Raw genomic sequence first — 19,622 nt, 5'->3', positions numbered from 1 at the left:
GGTACCCCGAGGCAGCGCAACTCCCACTACGTGCAACCCCGTACCCGGCTCCAAGGCATCTCGGCTTCGCCGTCGACTCGTGAGTGGCAAGGGCGCCTATAGGCGCCCGGACCACTCACGACGGAAAAGCTGTCGTGAGTGCTCCGAGCGCCTACGCCTCCGGCGCCGCTTCGCGGTAGACACCCTTGCCACTCACGTGGCTCACGTGGGTCAGGTTGCGTCGGGGTCTATCGGGGGGCGTTCGCCTGGGGACAGGGGGGTTGGGCGGGGCGGCGGCTGGAAGGCGGGGGGCGGGGCCACCGAGGAGCTGCCGTTGCTGCTCGTCGAGAAACCGTTCGGCTTCGGCTCGTCGTCCTCGAACAACGTGCGGACCGCCGCGCGCCGAGGGTCGAAGTCACGCAGGTTGCGCAGCTCCTGCAGCGGTTTGCGCAGCTCGTCGAACTCCGGACCGAGCTCACGGCTGAGCTGATCCCGCGCTCCGCTGGCGAAGTCCTTGACCTGGCGGATCGTGCGGCCAAGCCACGCCGCGGCCTCGGGCAGACGCTCCGGGCCGAGGATGAACAGCGCGGCCACGAGCAGAACCAGGATCTCGCCCCAGCCGATGTTCTCGAACACCCGGACTGCCTCTCAGTCTGAACGCAGCGTTGCCGTCACCGTCAGCGGGCGCCCCTGCCTGATCAGCTGGATCTGCACCTTGTCACCGATCTGGTGTTCCTGGACGGCAACCTGCAGCTCTTCCGCCGAACCGATCGAGCGATCGCCGACCTTCACCACAATGTCCTGCTCGAGGATACCTGCCTCGGCGCCGGCGCTCCCAGGGCGAACGTTCTGAACCTGAGCTCCGTCGCGGGTGTCATCAGTAACGCCCCGCTTGTTCGCCGCAACACCGAGGTCGGGGTGCTTGACCGACCCGCTGCGGATCAGCTGCTGGGCGATCTCCCTGGCGTAGTCGATCGGGATCGCGAAGCCCAGACCGATCGACCCACCGTCGCCCTGGCCACCGGTCCGGATGGCCGCGTTCAGCCCGACGACCGCGCCGGTCGAGTCCACCAGCGGACCACCGGAGTTGCCGTGGTTGATCGCCGCGTCGGTCTGGATCGCGTCGATCACCGCGTTGGTGTCCGAACCGTCGCCGGACAGCCGCATCGGCCGGTGCAGCGCGCTGACGATGCCGTCGGTGACGGTCCCGACCAGGCCGAGCGGGGACCCGATCGCGATGACCGTGTCGCCCACCGCGAGGTCGGCCGACTTACCCATCTGGGCGACCGTCGGGTTCGGCACGTTGACCTTGACCACCGCGAGGTCGGTCTTCGGGTCGCGCCCGACGATCTTCGCCGCGACCTGGCTGCCGTCATGGAAGATGGCCTTGATCTGCGCGTTGGGCAGACCGGCCGCCGCCGATACGACGTGGTTGTTCGTCAGGATGTGCCCCTCGGGGTCGATCACCACACCCGAGCCGGTGCCCGCCTGGTCACCGACCCGGATCTCGATCGACACGACGGACGGGACGACCCTCGCCGCGATACCGGCGACCGAGCCGGGGGGACGCTCCTTGCCGGGCGCGACCTCGGCGATCGTGGCACCGGGCTCGGTCAACGCAGAGCTCGAGTCGCTGGCCCATTTGCCGACCAGGCCGCCGACCGCGCCGATCAGCAGCGCGATCACACCCAGCAACGCCAGCGCCGTCGGCTTCACCCGCTTCCCGAACAGCACCTCCCTGGCGCTCAGCCGGGCGCCCTCCGGCGCGACCGAGGCCGGCCGTTCCTGCTCGGTGACCGCGGGCGGGCCGAGGAGCACCGAGGCGTCGGGGTCGCGCCACGGGTCGCGGGTGGTGCCGCCCGCCCAGAACGGGTCCGGCTCGTCCGCGTCGTCCTGGTCGCCAGGAGGGCGCTGCAGGTCGGTGGGCTCGCCGCTCGGCCGGCCGAACGCGCTGGCCAGCGCGTGATGCGGCGGTGGCTGGGTCGCGACCTGCTGAGTGGCCCGCGCGGCGCTGCCGTTGCGGGACGACTCGAACGCGCCGTTCACACCGTCGGGACGGCCGAAAACCTCCACCGCACCGGGCTGGACCGGCGGCACGTACAGCGGCCGTGGCCCCAACCGAGGCGGCTCCTGCCCCTGATCGGGCTGGTCATCACTCATTACCGGCCGGTCTCCTGGTCTTGAGGAAAGCATGCTCTACGACAGCATGCCTTGGCAGGAGTGAACCGGGTGTTAGACGCCGGTCAGCGATCGTGGCGGATCGGGATGAACGACGTCGCGTTGCGCAGCGGGGAGGCACCCCGGCGCTCGGCGTGACTCGGGGTCACGCGCGCGGTGTCGAACACGGCTCCGTTGATCGTGGTGGCACCCGCCGAGGGGCCGTTGACCTGCATCCGCGCGTCGAGCGCGGTGCCGGGCAGCACACCGTTCCTCGGCGGCGAGGCCGTCGCGGACTGGGCGGGCGCACTCGGCTGGCTGACCATCATCAGCGCGCCGATGGCGAGGCCGGAGACCATCGCGCCGGCACCGAGGCGCGCGAGCGGACGGCGGCGGGAGCTGAGCGGCCGTGGTTCACGAAGGAGGGCGACCAGTTCGCCGTCAGGGCCCATGGCCAGACCGGCGGGAGGTTCGGGCAGCTCGGTGTCGGTCGGGATGTTGCGCAGGTTGTGCAGCAGAGAAGACGACAGAGTGGGCGTCACCGAAGCCCGCAGCGCGAGCCGCGCCTGGGTCTGCGCGACGACCTCGGAGGCGCACTCGGGACAGCTGGCCAGATGCCCCAGCGCCCTTCGCTGCGCGCCCGACGACAGCTCCTCGTCGACGTACGCGACGATGGCGTCCAGAGCGAGGTGTCCCCCACCCCACGCCGAACCGGTCGTGGGCTGTCCCCGGAGCTCCGTCATCCGTTAACCTCCCGTGACCTCGAGGGCCGGCTCGTCGACCCGCGCCGCCGCTTCCCTGGCCGCGCGGTGGCGTTCGAGGGACGACCGCAGCGCGGCGCGCCCCCGGTGGATTCGACTCCGTACGGTACCCAGTTTGACACCCAGTGTCGCGCCGATCTCCTCGTACGACAGACCTTCGATGTCGCACAGGACCACGGCCGCGCGGAACTCCGGCGCAAGCTCGTCCAGCGAGGCCTGCAGCGCGGGGTCCAGGTGGGTGTCGGAGTAGATCTGCTCGGGGTCGGGGCCACCGCCGGGCAACCGGTCGGTGTCCTCGGGCAGGCCCTCCATGCGCAACCGGCTACGACGACGGACCATGTCCAGGAACAGGTTCGTCGTGATGCGGTGCAGCCAGCCCTCGAACGTGCCCGGCTGGTAGGACGCCAGCGACCGGAACACCCGGATGAACGTCTCCTGGGTGAGGTCCTCGGCGTCGTGGGCGTTGCCCGTGAGCCGGTAGGCGAGACGGTAGACCCGGTCCGCGTGCTCGCGGACCACCTCGTCCCAGCTGGGTGGCGTCCACTGTGCCGCCGCGTCGGGTAGCGCGGCCGCGCTCGGTCGATCGGCCATGGTGGCTGTTCGCACCTCCTGTGGGCGGGTCTGCCGTCTGGTCAACGGCCGGCCGGGCCCGTTTGTTCCTTCCGTCGTATCTGACGTACCCAAAGCCTGCCGTACGCAGGTTAGGGGCTGGTTAGGTCAGCCTGAGAGACGAGTAAGAACATTGGCCGGCCATGAGCGGCCCGTCAATACATGATCATATCGGCTCAACCGAGTAATCTCAGCGCGTGAATGGCGACGGGCTGCTGAGCGGCTACCTCGATGAGGACGAGGTGCTGACCGAGGCCCGGATGCAGGGCGCGGAGTTCGGCTGCGACCCGATCGACCCGGTCGAGGGCGCCGCGCTGCGGTTCCTGGCGACGTCGCTACGCGCCAAGGCCGTGGTCGAGGTCGGTACCGGCGCGGGGGTCAGTGGCCTGTGGCTGCTGCGGGGCATGCCCGCCGACGGTGTGCTGACGTCCATCGACATCGAGCCGGAGCACCTGCGTGCCGCGCGCGCGGCGTTCCGCGAGGCCCGCTATCCGACGTCGCGTCTGCGGCTGATCAACGGCATGGCGCTCGACGTGCTGCCGAGGCTCGCCGACGGGGTGTACGACCTGGTCTTCGTCGACGCCGTACTGGTCGAGTACCCGATGTACCTGCGCGAAGCCGTGCGACTGCTGCGCCCCGGCGGGGTGCTCGCGCTGAGCGGCATGCTGGACCCGGACGACGGTCCGCTGTTCGGCCCCGAGACGCACGCCGTGCGGGAGGTCCTGCGCGTCTGCCAGGAGGACGACGCGCTCGTGGCGCTGCCGATGCCCCTGGGCGACGGCCTGCTGGTAGCCGCAAAAGCCCTGGTCTAGACCCGTGAGTGGCGAGTGGTCCCCTGAGACCACTCGCCACTCACGGGTTCTAACCTGCGGTGACGCCCTTGCCGAGGACCACGACGTTGCCCGTGCTGACCGCATAGCGGGCGCGGTCCAGCGCCAGGTCGACACCGATCTGCACACCGTCGGGCACCACGACGTTCTTGTCCAGGATCGCGCGCCGCACGACCGCGCCCTTGCCGATCCGCACACCGGGCAGCAGCACCGAGTCCTCGACCTCCGCCCCGGCCTCGACCAGCACGCCGGAGCTGACCACCGACCGCCGGACCCCTCCGCCCGAGATGATGGTGCCCGCGCCGACGATCGAGTTCTCCGCGCGGCCCTCTTCGACGAACTTGGCAGGCGGGAGCGGCGGCGAGGCGGTCCGGATCGGCCAGCGCTGGTTGTACAGGTTGAAGATCGGGTGCACGGACACCAGATCGAGGTGCGCGTCGTAGTAGGCGTCCAACGTTCCGACGTCACGCCAGTAGCCGGCGTCGCGGTCGGTGGCACCGGGCACGACGTTGTCGGCGAAGTCGTAGACCGCGGCCTCGCCCTCACGAACGAGCCTGGGGATGATGTCGCCGCCCATGTCGTGGTCGGAGTCGCTGTCCTCGGCGTCGGCCTTGAGCGCCGCGAGGAGCACGTCGGTCGAGAACAGGTAGTTGCCCATTGAGGCGAACGTCACATCGGGATCGTCCGGTGTCCCCGGCGGATCGGACGGTTTCTCCAGGAACGCGGTGATCTGACCGTCGGCGTTCGAGGAGATGCAGCCGAACCCCTTGGCCTCCGCGCGCGGCACCCGGATCCCCGCCACGGTGACGCCCGCGCCGCTCACGATGTGCTGGGCGAGCATCTGCGACGGGTCCATCCGGTACACGTGGTCGGCACCGAAGACGGCGATGTAGTCGGGCCGCTCGTCGTACACCAGGTTCAGGCTCTGGAAGATCGCATCGGCGCTGCCGGTGTACCAGCGCCTGCCGAGACGCTGCTGCGCGGGAACCGTGGTGATGTACTGCCCCAGGACGCTGGACAGGCGCCAGGTGGTGGAGATGTGCCGGTCCAGGGAGTGCGACTTGTACTGGGTGAGCACGCAGATGCGGTGCATGCCCGCGTTGACCAGGTTGGACAGCACGAAGTCGATCAACCGGTAGTTACCGCCGAACGGGACGGCCGGTTTGGCCCGGTCGGCGGTCAGCGGCCACAGCCGCTTGCCCTCGCCGCCGGCGAGCACGATTCCGAGTACCCCACCTAGCACGTTGCCCGGCATACCCACCGGGAAGCGCACTGAACTCATCCACTACCCCGTCCGCCGTTGCCGGACCCGACTCGCGCACAGTTTTGACGATCAACATTTTCAGTAATGACACTACTGGGCCAACTGATCCCGCTCCAGAGTGCCACGGCGGCGCGCGCGGTGAGCCGCGACGGCGGACCGGTTGGCGCACGCGGCCGAGCAGTACCGCCGGCGGGCGTTGCGCGAGGTGTCCGCGTAAACCCTCCCGCACCCTTCGGCCGAGCATTCGCCGTGCCGGTCCATCCCGTGCGTCGACACCAGGGTGGCCATGGCGAACGCGGTGGTCGCCTTGACCCGCTCGGTCGTGTCCGCGTGTGGCCGGCTGTAGTGCAGGTGCCAGGGCTGGCCGTCGTGCGAACTGAGGTGGGGGGTCACCACGGCATCCGCGAGCAGCGCGTTGATCAGTTCCGCGAGCGTCGACATGTCCGTTGCGGCGAAGACGTCGCGCAACCGCGCGGCCCAGTCCCACAGCACCTGGTCGTGCTCGGCACCCCAGGGCTGGTCGACGAGGTACCGGTGTTCGGCGACCAGCTCGGGCACGGCGGGTCTCGGCTCGTCGCGCAGCGCGTTGACGAGATCGACCGCCATGCCGAGCGCATCACTGCGGTAACCGATGAAGTCCATTGACCTCTTACCTCGCGCCTGCTTGACTGTAAGGGACTACTCGATGACAAGTATTACTCACAGCTGCCTACTCTGGGGGCGTCATGGCTTGCCCGCTGTGCGACTGGCCGATGTCCGAGGCACAGCTGCTCTCGGCGCACCACACGTCCGAGGGGGTCGTTCGCTACCTGCGCTGCCCGTGCGGGCAGGTGACGATCCAGGCGCTGCGGTTTCAGGAGCCCGCGTACCCGAGCGCCAGCTCGACCAGGGTCCGCGCGGCGAACCCGGTGGCTCCGACCGCCACCTCGTCGTAGGCCTTCTCGCAGCGCGCCGGGCCGGCGATGTCCAGATGGGCCCACGGCACGCCTCGGGTGAACTCGCGCAGGAACAGCGCCGCTCCGATGCCTCCGGGGCCGGGCGGCGCCTGTCGCAGGTCCGCGATCTCCGAGGGAACCTCCTCGGCGACGTGGTCGAGCAGCGGCATCCGCCACAGCTGCTCACCGGTCCGCGCGGACGCCGCGAGCAGCGCGTCGGCCAGGTCGTCGTCGCTGGCCAGCAGCCCGCCGGTACGCATGCCGAGCGCCACCTTCATCGCGCCGGTCAACGTGGCCGCGTCGACGATCAGGTCGGGTTCGAGCTCGGCCACCGCGTACCCGATCGCGTCGGCGAGCACCATGCGGCCCTCGGCGTCGGTGTTGGTGACCTCGGTCGTGGTGCCGTCGTAGTGCCGCACGATGTCGCCGGGCCGGTAGGCCGAACCGGACACGTGGTTCTCGGCGGCCGGGACCAGCGCGGTCACCCGCATCGGCACACCGAGCCGGGCGATCGCCAGGATCGCGCCGATCACCGCGGCGCCACCGGCCATGTCGGTCCGCATCAGGTGCATCCCGGCGGCCGGCTTGATCGAGATTCCGCCGGTGTCGAACGTGATGCCCTTGCCGATCAGCACGAGGTGCCGGGAGTCGGTCGTGTCGCCCGGCGCCCAGTCGACCCGCAGGAAAGCCGGCGGCCGGGTCGATCCGCCGCCGACCGCGAGCAGACCGCCGAAACCCTGCTCGGTGAGCTGCTCGACCGACCAGGTCGTCGTGGACAGTCCGGGGATCTCGTTCGCCAGACGCTCTGCGGTGCGTACGAGCCAGGTGGGGGTCTTGACGTCGGACGGGGTGTTGGCGAGGTCGCGCGCGACCGCCGTCGCCCACGCCTTGGCCGAGGCCGCCTCGATCCGCGCGCCCACCGCGGCCGGGTCGGTGGTCACCAGCTCGACGCGTCCGGGAGCTGACCGGGCCTTGTGACTGACCCGGAACTGGTACGAGCCGAGCACCAGGCCGATGACCAGCGCGGACAGGCCTGCTTCGGGCAGCTCGGAGGCGGCGAGCGCGGCCTGGAGCAGCTCGGCGGAGCCTGGTTCGTCCGCGCCTCGCTCGGCGCGCGACCGCAGGGCGCCGGACAACGACGCGCCGGCACGCCGCAGCGCCACGTCGGAGCCGTCGCCGACACCGAGCAGCAGGCGGCCGTCGGGCAGCGCATGCACCTGCCCCGCCTTGCCGGTGGCACCCAGGGTGTCGAGCAGACCGGACTCGACGGGCGAGCCGTCCAGGTCGGTCTGGTCACCGTCGCCGGTGAGCAGCACGACCCGCACGGACGTGTCGTCCGGACGGGCCACCGCGGCCACCGTCAGAAGTGAAGTGGGGAGGTCGGGAACCGGGGAAGGAACCAAGCCGGCCGGCACGGGAACAGCGCCGGCCGCCGACCTGGCATCGGCCATCGGCGCGCTCAGCCCGAAGCCGCCTTCAACGCGTCACCCAGGGCACTGGCTTCCTCGGTCGACATTTCGACGACGAGACGTCCACCGCCTTCCAGCGGTACGCGCATCACGATGCCCCGCCCCTCCTTGGTAACTTCGAGGGGACCGTCACCGGTCCGGGGCTTCATGGCCGCCATGTCGAGCTCCCTCCATCCATGTTCAGCTGCATTCATTCTCCCTCATCACGGAATGAGAGCTGCAACCGGCGCGATCACTCGACGCATTGACGCTAATTCGTGTTGTTCACGAGGTGGTTCACCGAGCAACCCTCGAGGTGATCATTCACCAGTCCGGTGGCCTGCATCAACGCATAACACGTGGTGGGGCCGACGAAACTGAAACCGCGTTTCTTGAGGGCCTTCGCCATCGCGGTCGACTCGGGTGTCACCGCGGGTACGTCGGCGAGCGTGCGCGGCCGGGTGCGCCCCGCCGGGTCCGGCGCGAACGACCACAACAGCTCGTCGAGCGGTTCGTCGAGCGCCAGCACCGCGCGGGCGTTTCGCCTGGCAGCCTCGATCTTGGCCCGGTTGCGCACGATGCCGGGATCGTTCAGCAGGCGCGCGGTGTCGTCGTCGCCGAACTCCGCGACGACCGCCGGGTCGAAGCCGGCGAACGCCCGGCGGAACGCCTCCCGCTTACGCAGGATGACCAGCCAGGACAGCCCCGACTGGAACCCTTCGAGGCACAGCCGCTCGAACATCTCGGTGACACCGCGCAGCGGCCGGCCCCACTCCTGGTCGTGGTAGTCGACGTAGTCGGGCGCGGACAGCCCCCACGGGCACCGCGGCCGGCCGTCCGGGCCGGCGATCGCACCGTTCGGGTTGTCCTGATCGAGTTCAGCCATTCCGGTAACCCTCGCTGAAGCGCGCGAGCCGGCGCAGCGACCAGCGCACGCCGCCGGCGAACGCGGGTCGGACCAGCGGCCAGCCCAGCCTTCCGACCGGCCCGAACGGCAGTTCCAGACGCTCGGTCCAGCGCACGAGCGAACCACCCGGCCGCGCCTCCACCGCGAACACGCCGTCGCCGCGCACCAGACGACCGGTGTGCAGCACGACGCACCGCCTGGCGGTGGGGTTCCACTCGGTGATCCGCATCGTGTCGACGAATGCGAGCGGTCCGTACCCGGTCCGCGCGGACAACGTGGAGCCGACCGAACGGCCGTCCCCGCCGGTGACCTCGACGGTCGTGCCGAGCATCCACTCGCCCTGCCGGGCCCAGTCGGTCGTCGCCAGCCACGTCTGCTCCGGGGACGCATCGACGTCGACGGTCAGTTCCAGTTCGGCGGTCATGTCGCCTTCTCACTCGGCTCGGCCGGGTCGGTTTCCTCGTCGCCGGTCTTCTCCGGATCGAGCGGGCTTCCGAGCCCGAGCATCACATCGGCCTGCTTGGCCCCGGCTACCGCGGACTCCAGCTCGACCACCCGCATCCGTAGCCGCTCGGTCTCGGCGGCGCCGCGGTCCAGCTCCTCGGCGAGCTGTTCGAGGACCCAGTCGACCTCGGCCATCTTGTAGCCGCGTACTGCCTGCTGGAAGCGCACCGCTCGCACGTGCCCGGCGCGCACGTCCCGGTCCGGCAGCCACGTCGGTGACGCACCCGGCGGGATCGGCGCGAGCTCCTCGCCCCGTCCGAAGACCGCGGCGGCCCCCGCGAAGAAAGCGGCCGCGACCACCAGCAGCACCACGAGGTAAATCAGCGCGGTACCCATCGCCAGGAGCCTAGTGTCCCGCTAGTCGGCGTCTCGCGCCGAGCTGCGCAGCAGCACCTCACGCATCGGGGGACGTTGCCGCATCTCGACATCGCTGCTGGTCGGCAGCCATTCGTCGGCCACCTGCCGGAACTGGGTGATCGCCGCACCCCGGTCGTGCGGCCCGCCCCGGCCGAGCACGGCGGACAGGATCTGGCGCGCCATCACACCCAGCTGCAACAGCGACCGGTTCCGGTGCTTGCGGACGCCGAGGTTGACCTGCGCCAACGCGTCGAGCCCCCGGGTGGCCTCGGTATCGAGCAGCAGACCGATCTCCACGCCGTAGCCGGCGGAGAACGGCACCGACTCCAGCAGCTGCCGCGTGGCCGCGTACTCACCGCCGAGCGGCTGGACGACAGCCGTCAGCCTCGGGTGCAGCGCGGCGAGCAGCGGACGCACCAGCAGCTCGGTCACCCGGCCGCCACCCGCGTCGAGCTCGGCGGTCTCGACGCGCAGCGGGCGCCGGTAGAAGCCCTTCACCATCGCAACGCCCGGTTCCACGAGTAGCGGGCCGAGCAGCGCGGGCACGAACGCGGCGTCGAAGTCGATCAGGTCGGAGTCGAGGAACACCACCAGGTCGCCGTCGGTCGCGGCCAGCGAACGCCACAGCACCTCACCCTTACCGGGCCACGGCTCGATGCCCGGCAACGCCTCCTCGCGCCCCACCACCCGCGCGCCCGCCGCCTCGGCGACGACCCGGGTGTCGTCGGTCGACCCCGAGTCGAGAACCACGAGCTCGTCCACCAGCGGATCCGGTCCGAGGGTCAGCGGAACGATCTCGGCGACGATCGCCCCGACGGTCGCCTCCTCGTTCAACGCCGGCAGCACCACCGACACCCGGCGGCCCCGCTTGGCCTCGCGCAGCTCCTCCACCGTCCACGCCGGACGCTGCCAGGTCCGCCGCGCGAACCACTCCTCGAGCTCTGGATGCATGCTGTCCTTTCGGGCCTGTTCCGCGCGGAGTTTTTCTGTGACCACCCCCTCGCTTCGCTTCGGGGGTACTCCCAGAAAAACACGCTCCTTCGTCGCCAGGCGCGCGCTTGTCGTCACCCCGGGAGCCGCCGCTCTCGCTGGGAGCCTAGTTGCGGACATTCACTACGCCCGCCTTCGCCGGAACTCCTTCGGAGCTCTTGCGGAGCCGACTTCGGCCGTTGGCGTGGTCCCGCCCCTCGCCCACACCGCGCACCGCTCGCACACCGCGCACCTTGTCGCACGCCGCGCATCTTGTGGTCACACCGCGCCATGTGCACGTAGCGCGGTGTGAGCGGGAGGTGCGCGGTGTGGCCGGGGTTGATCCGCCTTCGTCAGCCTTTGCAGGCGTCCAGCGCCGCGGTGACGTCCCTCGTGACCGTCAGGCGGTCCAGGGCTCCTGGGCGGGCGAAACCGCCGTCGACCAAGGTCTTCAGCCAGTGGAGCATGCCGGTGTAATGGCCGTCGGGGTCGAGCAGCACGACCGGTTTGGTGTGCAGGTCGAGAACCCGGGCGCTCCAGGTCTCGAACAGCTCCTCCAGCGTGCCCAGGCCCCCCGGCAACGTGATGAACGCGTCGGCGTGCGCGTCCATCAGACCCTTGCGCTCGCGCATCGTGTCGGTGATGAGCAGCTCGTCCGAGTCGTGGTCGGCCCACTCGCGCTCCACCATCGAACGCGGGATCACCCCGACGGTGCGGGCACCGCCCTCCCGGGCGGCGCGGGCGACAGCACCCATCATCGAACGCTTGCCGCCGCCGGACACCAACGTCCAGCCGCGCGCGGCGATCGCGCTGCCGAGCTCCTCGGCCAACGTGATGTTCTCCTGCGCGACGCCGTCCGACGACGCGCAGTACACGCAGACGGAGTACCCGCTCAATGCGCCTCTTCCCACGCCCGGTAGGCCTCGTTGACCACCTTGACGGCCTCGTCGATGTCGTCGGTCAGGTGCAGCAGCGCCAGGTCCTTCTCACCGATCTTGCCGCTCTCCAGTACCGAGGTGTTGAGCCAGTCGTACAGGCCGCCCCAGTACTCGGTGCCGAGCAGCACGACCGGGAACTTGGTGACCTTCTTCGTCTGGACCAGGGTCAGCGCCTCGAACAGCTCGTCGAGCGTGCCGAACCCGCCGGGCAGGCACACGAAGGCCTGCGAGTACTTCACGAACATCGTCTTGCGGATGAAGAAGTAGCGGAAGTTGATACCCAGGTCGACCCACGGGTTGAGGCCCTGCTCGAACGGCAGCTCGATGCCCAGCCCGACGGACAGGCCACCCGCGTCGGAACAGCCCCGGTTGACGGCTTCCATCGCGCCCGGGCCACCGCCGGTGACCACCGCGAAACCGGCCTCGGCGAGCGCGCCGCCGAGTTTGCGGCCGAGCTGGTACTCCGGGTGCTCCCGCTTCGTGCGGGCCGAGCCGAACACGGTGACCGCGCGCGGCAGCTCGGCGAGCATGCCGAAGCCCTCGACGAACTCGGCCTGGATGCGCAGCACCCGCCACGGGTCGGTGTGCACCCAGTCGGAGGGGCCGCGCGAGTCCAGCAGCCGCTGATCGGTGGTGGTGAGCTCCTGACGACGGTCCCGGCGCAGAACTACCGGGCCTCGGAGCCTCTCGTTGGGACGCTCGTCCTCGGACGAAACGGAATGGTCGGCCGGCTCGTCGGCGTGCGACGAGGGCAGTCCGGGCGAGCCCGGTGCGGGGGGAACGGACACAGCATCGACCCTACTGCCGGTCGTCCGCACATTTCTGTCGGTCTCCCCCGATACCGTCGCCAGCATGACGCTTTCACTGGGCATGGTGACGTTCGACTGCGCGGACCCTCAGAAGCTCTCTGCCTTCTGGGCCTCGGCGCTCGGTACGTCGGTGGCGGGCGACTACGGGGACTTCGTGTTCCTCGCCCCCACCGACGGCGGACAGATCAACTTCGGGTTCCAGAGGGTCTCCGACCCGACGCCGGGGAAGAACCGGGTGCACATGGACCTGGGCGGCGGCACGGGGCGGGTGGCCGAGGTGGGTCGGCTCGTCGAGCTCGGTGCCACCGTGGTCCACGAGCAGGTGGGCGTGGTGCCCGGCATCGACTGGACGACCCTCGAAGACCCGGAGGGCAACCAGTTCTGCGTGGCCGACCACCACGATGTCTAGGGGGTGGTGAGGAAGCGCCGGAGCAGCTCGGTGCACTCGGTGATCCGGGCCACCTCGACGTGTTCCTCGCGGGTGTGGGCCAGGTTCGGGTCGCCGGGGCCGAAGTTGATCGCCGGGATGCCGAGTGCGGCGAAACGGGAGACGTCCGTCCAGCCGTACTTGGCCACCGGGTCGGTGCCGGTGACGGTCAGGAAGCGCTGGGCGGCCGGGGCGGACAGGCCGGGCAGCGCACCGGGCGAGCGATCGGTGAACACCGCCTCCAGGCCGTCGAAGACCTCGCGCACGTGGTCCATCGCGGCCTGCACCGTGCGGTCCGGCGCGAACCGGAAGTTCACCGTGACGTCGCACGCGTCCGGCACGACGTTCCCGGCCACGCCGCCCGCGATGCGCACCGCCTGCAGACCTTCGCGGTACACGCAGCCGTCGATGTCGACCTGGCGCGCCTGGTAGCGGTTGAGCCGGTCGAGCACCTCGGACGCGGCGTGGATCGCGTTGGTGCCGAGCCATGAGCGAGCGCTGTGCGCGCGGCGGCCCGACGTGCTGATCACCGCGCGCAACGTGCCCTGGCAGCCTGCCTCCACCGCGCCGCTGGTCGGTTCGGCGAGGATCGCCAGGTCGGCCTGGAGCCAGTCGGGCAGCTCCCGTTCGATACGGCCGAGGCCGTTGCGCTCGGCCTCGATCTCCTCGCAGTCGTAGAAGACGACGCTCAGCTCGTACGCCGGGTCGTCGATCGTGGCGACCAGGTGGGCGATCATCGCGTCGCCCGCCTTCATGTCGGAGGTGCCGCAGCCGTAGAGACGCCCGTTCGCCCGGTGGCTCGGCACGTTCGCGGCGATCGGGACGGTGTCCAGGTGGCCGGCGAGCAGGACGCGACGCTCCCGGTTCCCGGTGGTCCTGGCCAGCACGGCGTTGCCGTTGCGGACCACCTCGAGGTGCGGAGCCTGGCTGCGCAGCGCGGCCTCGACCGCACCGGCGAGCACGCTCTCGTCCCCCGACACGCTGGGTACGTCCACGAGCGCGGCGGTCAGGTCGACCGGGTCGGCGGTGAAATCCAGCGTGATCGACGGTGCGGCAGTCATACCTCGGACGCTAACGCGTCCCCTCTCCCCCGAGCTCCCCACCTCCCGCGAGTCGGGCGTCTGAGCACACCGAGTCGGGCACCTGAGCACAGCGAGTCGGGCACCAGGGCACCGCGAGTCGGGCGGCCCAACAGCGCGAGTCGAGGCATCCGAGCGCAGCGAGTAAAGACCCTTGGAAGGTGTGCCGGACCCGGGCACCCCCGATCCAGGGCAACCTCGCGTCGGGCTCGGTGTCGCGCCGGCACCTAAAGGAGCCCGATGCTCTACCGGTACCCCCGACTCGCCGTGCTCATGCCCCCGACTCGCCGTGCTCAAGCACCCGACTCGCCGTGCTCAAGCACCCGACTCGCCGTGCTCAAGCACCCGACTCGCCGTGCTGACGTGCCCGACTCGCCGTGCTGACAGCACCGAGTCGGTGTGCTCACATGCCCGACTCGCGGGCGGGGCGTGGGGTCAGGAGGTGAGGGCTCGGCGGATCAGGTGCATGGCGGCGTCGGTCGAGCGTTCGCGGACGTCCGCGCGGCCGCCGGGGAAGACACCGTCCCGTTCGCGGACCACGCCGTCGGACGTGGTGACGCACAGGCAGACGTACCCGACGGGCTTCGCCTCGGTGCCGCCACCCGGCCCGGCCACCCCGGTGATCCCGACGCCGACGTCGGTGCCGAACGTCGCCCGCGCGCCGTCGGCCATTGCCCTCGCCACCTGGGTCGAGACCGCCCCGTGCGTCTCGATCAGCAGAGCGGGCACGCCGAGCAGCGCCGTCTTGGCCGCGTTCGAGTACGCCACCACACCGCCGAGCAGGTACGCCGACGACCCGGCTCGGTCCGCGAGGCGGCTGGCCAGCATCCCGGCCGTGCACGACTCACCGAGGCCGATGGTGTGCCCGGCGAGCAGCAGCTGGGCCACCTGCTCGTCGGTGGACGTGCCGTCCCTGCTCACGATGTAGCGCCCGTGCCGCCGTTCGATCTCGGCGACCAGCTCCTCGCTCGCCGTGTCGGCACCGGGCCCGTAGTGCAGGTCGACCTCGAGCTCCGAACGGCGCAGGCACGTGATGACCTCGACGCCGCTGAGGTCCACCCGCGCCGACACGTCCCGTAGCGTCTGCGCGATCTCCGACTCGGGCAGGCCGAACATCCGCAGGTGAACCGCGGTGAACGGCGGTGTCCGTGCCAGCAGCTCGGTCATCGGCACGGTGGCGACCGCGGCGTCCCACATGCGTTGCAGCTCGCGCGGCGGCCCGGGCAGCACCAGCACGACGGGACCGCCGGGCACCGTGACGACCAGCCCAGGGGCGGTCCCGACCGGGTCGAGCAGCACCGCGCCGGCGGGCACGGTGGCCTGCTTCCGGTTCGCCGCGACCAGTGCCTCACCGTCGAAGCCGTGCCGAGCGGCCCACTTGGCGAGGATCGTCGCGATGTGCTGTTCCATCGCGGTGTCCACCACCAGGTCGACGCCCGCGAAGCCCGCGACGACCTCGGCGGTCACGTCGTCGGCGGTCGGACCGAGCCCACCGCTGGTGATGATCAGATCGACCCGCTGGTCCGCGAGGAACCGCAGTCCGGCGGCGAGATCGTCGCGGCGGTCGCCGACCAGCATCACATCGGTGACCTCGACGCCGAGCGCGCCGAGCCGGTCGGCCAGCCATGGGCCGTTGCGATCCTGAACATGCCCGGTCAGCAGCTCGCTACCGGTGACAACGATGCCCGCGCGTACTCCGTCGCTCACTGCCGCGACAGTACCCGCGTCACGCCACTTCGCCCGTCGACACGGGCCGTCTCCACCACAGCTCGAGGCCGATGCCTTCGGGCCCGATCAGGGTGAGCGAATGCTCGTCGCCGTTGTCCTTGACCGACGAGTGCACGACGCCGAGCCGCCGCAGGTGCGTCGCCCAGTCGGCGAGCGCCTGCTGGCTGTCCACCCGCAGTGACAGGAACGCCCACGGGTCGAACACCACACCACCGGGCAACAGTCGCAGCACCAGACCGGAGTCCGGGTGACGCACGACGATGGCCGACCGCGTCGACAGCGGGCCGTCCTGTGGGTCGACCAGTTCGAATCCGAGCGTGCGACACCACCAGGCGGCTGTGGTCACGGGGTCGCCGACCCGCAGCGACAGGTGCGGCGCCCCGATGGACGCCCGGCCCGGGACAGCACTGTCGTGGGGCAGGCACGTCTCCGTCATGCATGTATGACGGAGCACAACCTGTTTTTGTTACGGCACACCGACCACAGGGGCCTCAACCGCCGAGGAGCGCCGGATCCGGGGTGAGCGCCATCAGCCGCTTCTTCGGTTCCGGCAGCAGCCTGCGGGCCTCGGTGTCCAGCAGCCCGAGCACACAGCTGATCTCGGCGCACCGGGTGTCGCCGCGCATGATCATGTGCTCGATGCGGAACGTCTTGCCCTCGCCGAACTCGACGTCCGAGGTGACCTCGACGTCGTCACCCAGGGTCAGTTCGCGCAGGTATCGGATGCGGGATTCGAGCAGTACGATCCCGACGTGCTCCACGCGCTGCTCATGAAGACTGAAACCGGCGGCGAGCAGGTGCTGCGACCGGGCATGTTCTCCGTACTGGTGGTAGACCGCATGGTTGACGTGACCCATGAAGTCGACCTCGTAACTACGTACGGTGACACGGAGACTGAATTGCGCAGGCACCCCGGCAGCATTGCACGAGCGGGCTGGCCATTACGCTGAGGTACAACAAAACGCGAGCTCCCCACTCAGCGTTTGCGAGGCCGAACAGACGTCATCGAAAAGGAGCAGCCGCGGTGCGCAGTGAAGGCGGCATGCACGCAGAGCCGACCGGCGACGACGCGTCCTCGGACGCCTACACGCTGGACGTTTCCGAGCATGAAGGCACGCGTGTACTGAGCGCGACCGGTGAGATCGACATCATCAGTGCTCCCGCGCTGCGGGCGGCACTGCTGCCGGCGCTGGAGGCTGCCGAGTCCGTCGTGCTCGACATGTCCGGGGTGAACTTCCTCGGTTCCTCCGGCCTGGCCGTCCTGGTCGAAGCCCGCGACCAGGCGCAGCGCAGCTCCGGCGAGCTGCGGCTGGTGTGTTCGTCGCGCATCGTGCTGCGCGCGCTGGAGGCCACCGGCCTGCGTGAGCTGTTCGAGATCTCTCCCGACCTGGCCACAGCGCTGCAGCGCTAGAGCCGTGAGTGTTTTGGGCTGCCAGGGCAGCCCAAAACACTCACGGCTCTTCGGCGCCGTCAGGGACGTCGCAGCAGGACGACCTGGGACCACTCGTCGTACAGCGTGCGGTGCTTGGTTCCCAGGGCCGAGGCGATGCAGTACAGCCAGCCGAACCCGAGTGTGGCGATGCCGATCAGCACCGCGACGCCCTGGTAGACGAACGCCCGCAACGCCATCCGGGAGCGGGTGGCGGGGCGACCGGTGTCGCTGCCGAACGCGGTGATCCCGAGCAGCGCCTTGCCCGGTGTGCTGCCTCGCGCCCAGCTCTGCCAGGTCAGGAGGCTCCAGCCGATGCCGAACGTCAACACGAACAGGCCGATGTCGACGCACCACGCGGCGAGCCGGTGTGCGGGCCCCGCTGGGCTCCAGCCGTCGGTCGGGGAGCCGTCGCCGAGCCGGAACGCACGGTAGGCGGAGGTCCGACGGGTGCGGGTGCGCACGTCAGTGGGAGGCATGGCCACGGTCACTCCTCGATCACTGCTGTGAGGTTCCCCCGGCGCCCATGCACAGGTTAACCTGCCCTGACTTAGGGGACGCTAACTCAGCGGGAGGTGCGGTGTCGAGCGAGCTGCTCACCAGTCAGCCGGGTACTGGCGGCTCCCGCAACGGACACACCCATCTCGAACCCGCACCGGGGAAGCGACGCACGCGGCTGCGAGCACGCCGCACGCACGGTCCGATCAACAAGTGGTGGATCAGGACGCACCGCTGGACGTCGCTCGCGCTGGGCCTGCTGTTCCTGGCCGAGGCGGTCACCGGCGCGGTGTTGCTGTACGGCAACGACATCGCGCGGGTGCTGCACCCGCAGCGCTACGCCTCGACGCCCAGCGCGACGCCGATCACTCCGGTCGCCGCGTTGGCGCTGGTCCAGGCCGCGCATCCGGAGATCAACCCGACCGGCGTGCAGCGTTTCGAGGACATCTACCTGGTGCGCGGCGAGGGCAACGGCCGCGACCAGACCGACGCGTTCGTCGACCCCGGCACCGGACGCATCAACGGGCTGGGCCCCGAGCTGCCCCGCCCGATCCTGTTCCTGATCAACATCCACGACTGTGCCCTCACCTGCGAAGGACTGCCCGGCTACCAGGCCTGGATGACGACGTCCCTGCCGAGTCTCTTCGGCAAGGGCGCCACGGTCGGCGGCTACCTGCTCGGCCTGCTGGGCGCGTTGACGATCTTCCTGGCGATCTCCGGCGCGATCGTGTGGTGGCCCGGGCTGCGCGGGCTGGTCGCGGGGTTCGTGGTCCGCCGCGGCCGTGGCCCGTACGCCCGTGACCTGGACCTGCACCGCCTCGTCGGCATCGTCGCGGTGCCGTTCCTGCTGATGTGGGGCATCACCGGGGCCGCGTTCTACTACCAGTGGCCCGCACAGGTCTACTCGGCGCTGCTGCCCGGCGCGGTGCAGGACGTCCGGGAGGCGCCCAAGCCCGGCACCGGACCGATGCTGACCCTCGAGCAGGCGCAGGCCCAGGTGCTGGCCGCGCACCCGGGGGCGGAGTTCGACGCGTTCACCCTGGACAAGCCGGCCGAGCCGGGCGGCACGTACTCGTTCCGTCTGCACCAGGGCTTCGACCCGTACCACTACTGGAACTACGCGGGCAGCATCTTCGTCAGCGTGGACAGCCACGGCGGCGGCATGCAGGACTACGCGCCGAACCGGCCGGAGGACCCGGCCGCGCAGAACCTGTGGGAGACCGGCTTCTACTACGGCCTGCACTTCGGCACCGTCGTGTCGCCGATTCCCCGGCTGATCTGGCTGGTCTTCGGACTGACCCCGGTCCTGCTGGGGATCACCGGCGTGACCGTGTGGCTGACCAAGTCGCGCAGTGCCCGCAACCGCAAACGGCGCCGCCGGGCGGCCGCAACGGGGTCATGATCCCGGCGCTGTCCGTCTTCGTGCTGCTCTACTCGGCCATGCTCGGCCTGTGGGCCCTGGGCAGCGCTGTGCGCCGCGTCAGGCCCGGTCCGGCGAATCTCGGTGGAATGATCCTGCTGGAGCTGATGCTGCTCTTACGCGCGATCCTGGACGGTTCCGCACTGCTGGCCGGCCGGTCGGTCGCGGAGCCGTCGGTGCACGTGGCGTACTTGATCGCCTCGGTCGCCCTGCTGCCGTTGATCCTCGGCGTGACCCGGGCGCCGTCCTCGCCGGGAGAACGGTCCTGGGACGGCGCCGTCGCCGTCGTCTGCTGCGCCGCGGTGGCCGTCGTGACGCTTCGCATGACCGTCACCGGCCGACCTGTCTGAGCACGATGCGTTGCGCGAGCCGGGCGATCGTCACCAGCACGCACGGCCAGTCCGTCGGCCGGTAGACGCTGCACGCCGCGCATTCGCCGGTGCTCGTCCTGCGATGTTCGGCGAGCAGCAGGTCGGGGCCGTCGGGCTGATTCGCGATCAGCTGGGCCGCACCGCCGAAGGTCGTGTCGAGGTCAGGGTCGTACGGCTCGTCACTCGTTGGTTCTAACATGCTG

The 19,622-nt window shown here is 70.3% G+C and carries 25 protein-coding genes; 5 read left to right on the top strand and 20 right to left on the bottom strand.

From position 1 onward, the window contains the following. Positions 1 to 210: 210 nt before the first annotated feature. The 4 genes from tatB to sigE all read right to left on the bottom strand — a co-directional run bounded on the left by tatB (position 211) and on the right by sigE (position 3,533). Positions 211 to 615 (bottom strand): Sec-independent protein translocase protein TatB, encoded by a 405-nt coding sequence (gene tatB, locus G406_RS0130925; protein ID WP_028936798.1) that lies wholly within the window; start codon positions 613 to 615, stop codon positions 211 to 213. 12 nt (positions 616 to 627) lie between these two features. Further along, positions 628 to 2,139, bottom strand: a complete 1,512-nt coding sequence (locus tag G406_RS0130920) for a S1C family serine protease (RefSeq protein WP_028936797.1) — start codon at positions 2,137 to 2,139, stop codon at positions 628 to 630. An 83-nt stretch (positions 2,140 to 2,222) separates the two neighbouring features. After that, a complete protein-coding gene (locus G406_RS54710; RefSeq protein ID WP_051342922.1) occupies positions 2,223 to 2,879 on the bottom strand; it encodes an anti-sigma factor in 657 nt (218 codons plus the stop codon). Positions 2,880 to 2,882: 3 nt separating this feature from the next. After that, entirely contained in the window at positions 2,883 to 3,533 is a 651-nt protein-coding gene (sigE, locus tag G406_RS0130910) for an RNA polymerase sigma factor SigE (protein ID WP_084216493.1), read from the bottom strand. 170 nt (positions 3,534 to 3,703) lie between these two features. Here sigE and G406_RS0130905 point away from each other — a divergent pair, with 170 nt between their 5' ends. Continuing rightward, positions 3,704 to 4,318 carry an O-methyltransferase gene (locus G406_RS0130905; RefSeq protein WP_028936795.1) on the top strand — a complete coding sequence of 205 codons (615 nt, stop codon included), beginning with the start codon at positions 3,704 to 3,706 and terminating at the stop codon, positions 4,316 to 4,318. A gap of 49 nt (positions 4,319 to 4,367) precedes the next feature. Here G406_RS0130905 and glgC read toward each other — a convergent pair whose 3' ends face one another. From glgC to G406_RS0130855, 10 genes are all read right to left on the bottom strand, one after another. Further along, positions 4,368 to 5,618 (bottom strand): glucose-1-phosphate adenylyltransferase, encoded by a 1,251-nt coding sequence (gene glgC, locus G406_RS0130900; RefSeq protein ID WP_245607274.1) that lies wholly within the window; start codon positions 5,616 to 5,618, stop codon positions 4,368 to 4,370. A gap of 72 nt (positions 5,619 to 5,690) precedes the next feature. Beyond that, positions 5,691 to 6,242, bottom strand: a complete 552-nt coding sequence (locus G406_RS0130895; RefSeq protein ID WP_028936793.1) for a CGNR zinc finger domain-containing protein — start codon at positions 6,240 to 6,242, stop codon at positions 5,691 to 5,693. A gap of 211 nt (positions 6,243 to 6,453) precedes the next feature. Next, entirely contained in the window at positions 6,454 to 7,986 is a 1,533-nt protein-coding gene (locus G406_RS0130890; protein ID WP_051342921.1) for a leucyl aminopeptidase family protein, read from the bottom strand. 8 nt (positions 7,987 to 7,994) lie between these two features. Continuing rightward, on the bottom strand, positions 7,995 to 8,162 hold the full coding sequence (locus tag G406_RS56215) for a DUF3117 domain-containing protein (RefSeq protein ID WP_084216492.1): 168 nt from the start codon (positions 8,160 to 8,162) through the stop codon (positions 7,995 to 7,997). A 92-nt stretch (positions 8,163 to 8,254) separates the two neighbouring features. Beyond that, positions 8,255 to 8,869, bottom strand: a complete 615-nt coding sequence (locus tag G406_RS0130880; RefSeq protein ID WP_051342920.1) for a DNA-3-methyladenine glycosylase I — start codon at positions 8,867 to 8,869, stop codon at positions 8,255 to 8,257. Beyond that, positions 8,862 to 9,314, bottom strand: a complete 453-nt coding sequence (locus G406_RS0130875) for an SRPBCC family protein (protein ID WP_028936790.1) — start codon at positions 9,312 to 9,314, stop codon at positions 8,862 to 8,864. Before G406_RS0130875 ends, G406_RS0130880 begins: the two co-directional genes overlap by 8 nt. After that, positions 9,311 to 9,730, bottom strand: coding sequence for a DivIVA domain-containing protein (locus G406_RS59875; RefSeq protein ID WP_064743101.1), 420 nt, complete (start codon positions 9,728 to 9,730; stop codon positions 9,311 to 9,313). Before G406_RS59875 ends, G406_RS0130875 begins: the two co-directional genes overlap by 4 nt. Before the next feature lie 21 nt (positions 9,731 to 9,751). Further along, positions 9,752 to 10,702 (bottom strand): glucosyl-3-phosphoglycerate synthase, encoded by a 951-nt coding sequence (locus G406_RS0130865; protein WP_028936789.1) that lies wholly within the window; start codon positions 10,700 to 10,702, stop codon positions 9,752 to 9,754. A 371-nt stretch (positions 10,703 to 11,073) separates the two neighbouring features. Beyond that, entirely contained in the window at positions 11,074 to 11,616 is a 543-nt protein-coding gene (locus G406_RS0130860) for an LOG family protein (protein ID WP_037079405.1), read from the bottom strand. Further along, the gene (locus G406_RS0130855; protein ID WP_037079720.1) at positions 11,613 to 12,413 is read right to left on the bottom strand and encodes an LOG family protein; all 801 of its coding nucleotides are present in this window, start codon (positions 12,411 to 12,413) and stop codon (positions 11,613 to 11,615) included. The genes G406_RS0130860 and G406_RS0130855 overlap by 4 nt, the downstream gene beginning before the upstream one ends. 97 nt (positions 12,414 to 12,510) lie before the next feature. Between G406_RS0130855 and G406_RS0130850 the strand changes: the two genes are divergently transcribed. Continuing rightward, positions 12,511 to 12,876 (top strand): VOC family protein, encoded by a 366-nt coding sequence (locus G406_RS0130850; protein ID WP_028936786.1) that lies wholly within the window; start codon positions 12,511 to 12,513, stop codon positions 12,874 to 12,876. Here G406_RS0130850 and dapE read toward each other — a convergent pair. The 4 genes from dapE to G406_RS0130830 all read right to left on the bottom strand — a co-directional run bounded on the left by dapE (position 12,873) and on the right by G406_RS0130830 (position 16,612). Continuing rightward, the gene (dapE, locus tag G406_RS0130845) at positions 12,873 to 13,955 is read right to left on the bottom strand and encodes a succinyl-diaminopimelate desuccinylase (RefSeq protein ID WP_037079402.1); all 1,083 of its coding nucleotides are present in this window, start codon (positions 13,953 to 13,955) and stop codon (positions 12,873 to 12,875) included. The two genes, G406_RS0130850 and dapE, sit on opposite strands and share 4 nt — an antisense overlap. A 453-nt stretch (positions 13,956 to 14,408) precedes the next feature. Then, entirely contained in the window at positions 14,409 to 15,680 is a 1,272-nt protein-coding gene (locus G406_RS0130840; RefSeq protein WP_028936784.1) for a competence/damage-inducible protein A, read from the bottom strand. A 19-nt stretch (positions 15,681 to 15,699) separates the two neighbouring features. Further along, positions 15,700 to 16,137, bottom strand: coding sequence for a VOC family protein (locus G406_RS0130835; protein WP_028936783.1), 438 nt, complete (start codon positions 16,135 to 16,137; stop codon positions 15,700 to 15,702). A 55-nt stretch (positions 16,138 to 16,192) separates the two neighbouring features. Further along, positions 16,193 to 16,612 carry an acyl-CoA thioesterase gene (locus G406_RS0130830; RefSeq protein ID WP_028936782.1) on the bottom strand — a complete coding sequence of 140 codons (420 nt, stop codon included), beginning with the start codon at positions 16,610 to 16,612 and terminating at the stop codon, positions 16,193 to 16,195. Positions 16,613 to 16,725: 113 nt separating this feature from the next. On the opposite strand from G406_RS0130830, the gene G406_RS50950 reads away from it, so the two are divergent. After that, the gene (locus tag G406_RS50950; protein ID WP_245607273.1) at positions 16,726 to 17,112 is read left to right on the top strand and encodes an STAS domain-containing protein; all 387 of its coding nucleotides are present in this window, start codon (positions 16,726 to 16,728) and stop codon (positions 17,110 to 17,112) included. A 59-nt stretch (positions 17,113 to 17,171) separates the two neighbouring features. On the opposite strand, the gene G406_RS0130820 is transcribed toward G406_RS50950, so the two are convergent. Next, on the bottom strand, positions 17,172 to 17,609 hold the full coding sequence (locus tag G406_RS0130820) for an RDD family protein (protein ID WP_156935245.1): 438 nt from the start codon (positions 17,607 to 17,609) through the stop codon (positions 17,172 to 17,174). A gap of 101 nt (positions 17,610 to 17,710) precedes the next feature. On the opposite strand from G406_RS0130820, the gene G406_RS0130815 reads away from it, so the two are divergent. After that, on the top strand, positions 17,711 to 19,030 hold the full coding sequence (locus tag G406_RS0130815; protein WP_028936780.1) for a PepSY-associated TM helix domain-containing protein: 1,320 nt from the start codon (positions 17,711 to 17,713) through the stop codon (positions 19,028 to 19,030). Next, positions 19,027 to 19,398: a hypothetical protein gene (locus tag G406_RS0130810; protein WP_028936779.1), complete on the top strand. Its 372-nt coding sequence runs from the start codon at positions 19,027 to 19,029 to the stop codon at positions 19,396 to 19,398. The genes G406_RS0130815 and G406_RS0130810 overlap by 4 nt, the downstream gene beginning before the upstream one ends. On the opposite strand, the gene G406_RS0130805 is transcribed toward G406_RS0130810, so the two are convergent. Further along, positions 19,379 to 19,618 carry a hypothetical protein gene (locus tag G406_RS0130805; RefSeq protein ID WP_028936778.1) on the bottom strand — a complete coding sequence of 80 codons (240 nt, stop codon included), beginning with the start codon at positions 19,616 to 19,618 and terminating at the stop codon, positions 19,379 to 19,381. The genes G406_RS0130810 and G406_RS0130805 overlap by 20 nt on opposite strands. Between the last annotated feature and the right edge of the window lie 4 nt (positions 19,619 to 19,622).

The sequence above is a fragment of the Actinospineispora spinosispora DSM 44797 genome, assembly GCF_000429025.1.
Taxonomy (GTDB): Bacteria; Actinomycetota; Actinomycetes; order Mycobacteriales; family Pseudonocardiaceae; genus Pseudonocardia; species Pseudonocardia spinosispora.
Note: the sequence above shows the minus strand (reverse complement) of the source record. Positions and strands in the feature narration are given on the sequence as shown.